Raw genomic sequence first — 3,812 nt, 5'->3', positions numbered from 1 at the left:
AGCGCATCGTGCTCACCGCCAAGACCGAGCTGGTGATCCAGGGCGGCGGCAGCGCCACCACCTACAACGCTGGCGGCATCACCCACGTCACCAGCGCCAACTACACCGCCCACGCCGCGCAGTTCGCGCACATCGGCGCGGCGAGCAAGGCCGGCACCTTCCCCGAGCCGCCCAAGCCGGGCAAGGGCGCGCTGGAGCTGTTCAACCTGTACGCCAACACCAAGGGCATCAAGGCTGGCGACTACGAAGTCACCGACGCCCTGGGCACGGTGCTCAAGGGCTCGCTGGACGGCCAGGGCTTCAATGCCGTGTCCGGCGCCGCGCCAGGGCCAGCCTGGGTCAAGTTCGGCCGCGACCCGACGCCGCCGTGGGCCCCGAGCAGCTACGTCGGCGTGGTCGACTGGCCGGTGCAGCCGCCCGATCCGAACAGCCTGACGACCGAACTGGAGTCGCTGGTCGACAAGCTGCCGCTGCCCAAGGGCGAAGGTGGCCTGTTCGACAAGGCCAAGCAACTGGCTGGCAGCGGCATGGACGCGGCCAAGACCGGCATGAGCCTGCTCAAGACCGGCCAGGGTGCGATGCAGACCGCGCAGCAGGTACAGGGCGCGCTGAAGGGCGGCGTCGCCGGCCTGACGCAGCTGGCCAGCGCCGGCAGTTCGGCCATGCCCGCCGCCTCCCGCGCCATGACCAGCCTGCCGAGCCTGCCCAAGCTGCCGGCCATGCCCAAGCTTCCCGCGTTCAAGGCGCCGAGCCTGAACACCGTTACCGATCTTCTGCCAAGTGAACTGATGTCATGACCGCCACGACTCCTGAAAAGCAACGTCCGGCCCAGGCCGCGGTCGTTCCCCTGGACCAGATCGGCATGACCGATGTCAGCCGCGGCGCCGCCGTGTTCGACGCCTGGCTGCGCGACATCAGCGGCGGCTACGTCAACCTCGAACGGCTCAAGGAGACTGCCGAGGTGCTGCCGGTGATCGGCAATATCATCGCCCTGGTGGATGCGGTGGGCGATATCGTCAACCTGGCCACGGCCAAGGAGCCCGACCCTTGGGACTGGGTGAGCCTGGGCATCAATCTGATCGGCGTGATCCCCGCGCCGCCGACCATGGCCGCCGCGCGCAAGGGCCTGCGGCCGATGCTGACCCTGGCCCGCCAGGAGGGCAAGCAACTGCTTGGCGACTCGCTGATCGAGATCATTGTCGGCCACCTCAACGCCGACCTGCTCGGCGAGCTGGACACCTTCCTGGTCGACGCCCAGGCCCAACTCGACAGCATCCTCGCCGAGGCCGCCAAGACTGGCGAGAAGCTGATCCTCAACACCGCCGACGCCATCGACGCGATCATCCTCGGCAAGCTCGATAGCCAGGGCGACATGGACAAGGCCGCGGAACTGGCGCAGAAGGTCAGCGACACCTGGAAGTCCGACCCCACGGCGGTCTTCGATAACGCCTTCGGCGCCCTGAGCAATGCCTATTCGGCGCTGGGCAAGGGCGCGGCCAACCTGATCATGAGCAACGCTGTGCCCACCTCGGTGCAGAATGAAGTACTGCGCTGCACCAAGCAGTTCCGTACCCTGGCGCCACAGATGAGCAACAAGCTGCTCGCCCTTGGCAGCGCAGACAACAAGGATTCGATCAAGAACATGCTGCTGGTCCTGCACAGCAGCAGCGTGAAGTGGCACCACCGCAATCCCAAGGCAGTGCCCAAGGTAGTCAAGCAGGACAAGGTCACCGAGGCCAGGCACCAGTCCGCTGAAGGGCGCACCGAGTCGATCACCAACCAGGGGCCGGTCAAGGGCGCTGCTCAGGACCAGAAGAACAAGGTCTGCACCAGCACCTGCAACCGCATCAACTTCGCCCTGGGCAGCGAGTCGCTGCACCACACCGACTTCAGCCTGCCCGGCCCCTTCCCGGTTACCTGGACGCGCACCTACAACTCGCGCCTGGACAAGCTCGACGACGGCAGCCTCGGCGCACGCTGGATCACCGAGTTCACCACCTGCATCGATGTGGTCGACCAGGGCGTGGTGTTCCACGACATGGACGGCCGCAGCCACGACTATCCACTGCCCAAGCAGGGCAAACCGCACCACGACGCGGTGGAATACCTCACCCTGGTACGCACCGGCGAGCAGCAACTGGTGCTGCTGCGCGGCCTCACACGCCAGGAAACCTATGCGCGCCATGGCGATCGTTTCTACCTGACGCACATCAAGCTGCGCAGCGGCGCCGGGGCGATGCTGCACTACGAGCATCGCCACCACGACCGCCCGGTGCTGTCGGACATCAACACCTACCAGGACGACGATCCGAACAAGGTCCACCTGCAACTGGGCACCCTGCTAGACGACCACGGGCACCTGCAAGGCTTGTGGCAGGTGGTCGACGGTACGCCGCTGCGTCAGCTGTGCGCCTACCACTACGACGACCAGGGCGACCTGGTCGCCGCCCAGGACGAGCACGGCGCCGCCTGGCGCTACCAGTACCAGAACCATCTGGTCACCCGCTACACCGACCGCACCGACCGCGGCATCAATCTGCGCTGGGACGGCAATGGCGCGCACGCCCGGGCGATCCACGAATGGGCCGACGACGGCAGCTTCGAAACCCGCCTCGAGTGGGACGAGCGCATCCGCCTGACCTACGTCACCGACGCCCACGGCCAGGAGACCTGGCACTACTACGACGAGCAGGGCTACACCTACCGTATCAAGCACCCAGACGGTAATTCCGAATGGCTGTTCCGTGACGCGCGCAAGAACGTCATCCGTCATGTGCACCCAGATGGCAGCCAGGACCGCTACACCTACGATGAACGCAGCAACCTGCTCAAGCACCTGCGCGCTGATCACAGCACGGTGCACTACGGCTATGACGATCAGGACCAGTTGACCCGGATTCGCGATGCCGAGGATGGCCTGTGGCTGCGTGACTACGATGAGCGTGGCAACCTGGTCGAGACGATTGATCCGTTGGGTAACAAGACCGAGTTCGCCTATACCCCGGCCGGTCTGGTGAAGGCGATCAAGGACGCACTGGGTAACGAGAAGAAGCTCGGCTACAACGACGCCGGGCAGTTGCTCGAATACACCGACTGCTCGGGCAAGACCAGCAGTTGGGTCTATGATCCGGCCGGGCAGTTGGTCGAGTTCGCCGATGCGGCGGGCAACAAGACCGCCTACGAGTACAAGGCCGGCCAACTGGCCAAGGTCACACACCCGGACAAGACCGAAGAGCGCTTCGATTACGATGCCGAAGGGCGCTTGCTCGCCCATTCCGATGGTCTGGATCGCTGCACCACCTGGTCTTACAGCGCCGCCGGGATGCTGGCCGAGCGCATCGATGCCAACGAACACACCTTGCGCTACCGCTGGGACAAACTCGGCCGCCTGATCGGGCTGGAGAACGAGAACGAAAGCAAGGCGACGTTCCTCTACGATCCGGTTGGCCGTCTGTTGCAGGAGAGCGGCTTCGACGGGTTGGTGACTCGTTACCAGTACGATCAGTACTCCGGACGCCTCGCGTCCACCCAGGTTGGCCAGCGCCGCATTGACCTGCGCTTCGACCGTATGAACCGCTTGGTCGAGCGAACTGCCCGCCTGGGCGATCAGAATCAAACCGAAACCTTCTCCTACGATGGCAACGGCAAGCTGATCCAGGCCATCAACGCTGCCAGTAAGTTGCAGTGGTTCCATGATGAGGCGGGCAACCTGACCCGCGAGCATCAGCACTACCTCGCGACCGGTACACCGATGGTTGCCGTCTGGCAGCATGAGTACGACGCCCTCAACCAACGCATCTCGACCATTCGCC

At 64.9% G+C, this 3,812-nt stretch carries 2 protein-coding genes; both read left to right on the top strand.

The window, feature by feature from the left end; genetic code table 11:
- Window positions 1-797: DUF2345 domain-containing protein (locus F3J43_RS23590; RefSeq protein ID WP_205298071.1), on the top strand; the 797-nt coding region annotated here is incomplete at its 5' end.
- Window positions 794-3,812 (top strand): DUF6531 domain-containing protein (locus F3J43_RS23585; protein ID WP_166892977.1); only part of this gene is annotated, 3,019 nt, incomplete at its 3' end. The genes F3J43_RS23590 and F3J43_RS23585, both read left to right, overlap by 4 nt.

Source organism: Pantoea sp. Cy-639 (assembly GCF_011752525.1).
In the GTDB taxonomy this organism is placed as follows: Bacteria; Pseudomonadota; Gammaproteobacteria; order Pseudomonadales; family Pseudomonadaceae; genus Aquipseudomonas.
Note: the sequence above shows the minus strand (reverse complement) of the source record. Positions and strands in the feature narration are given on the sequence as shown.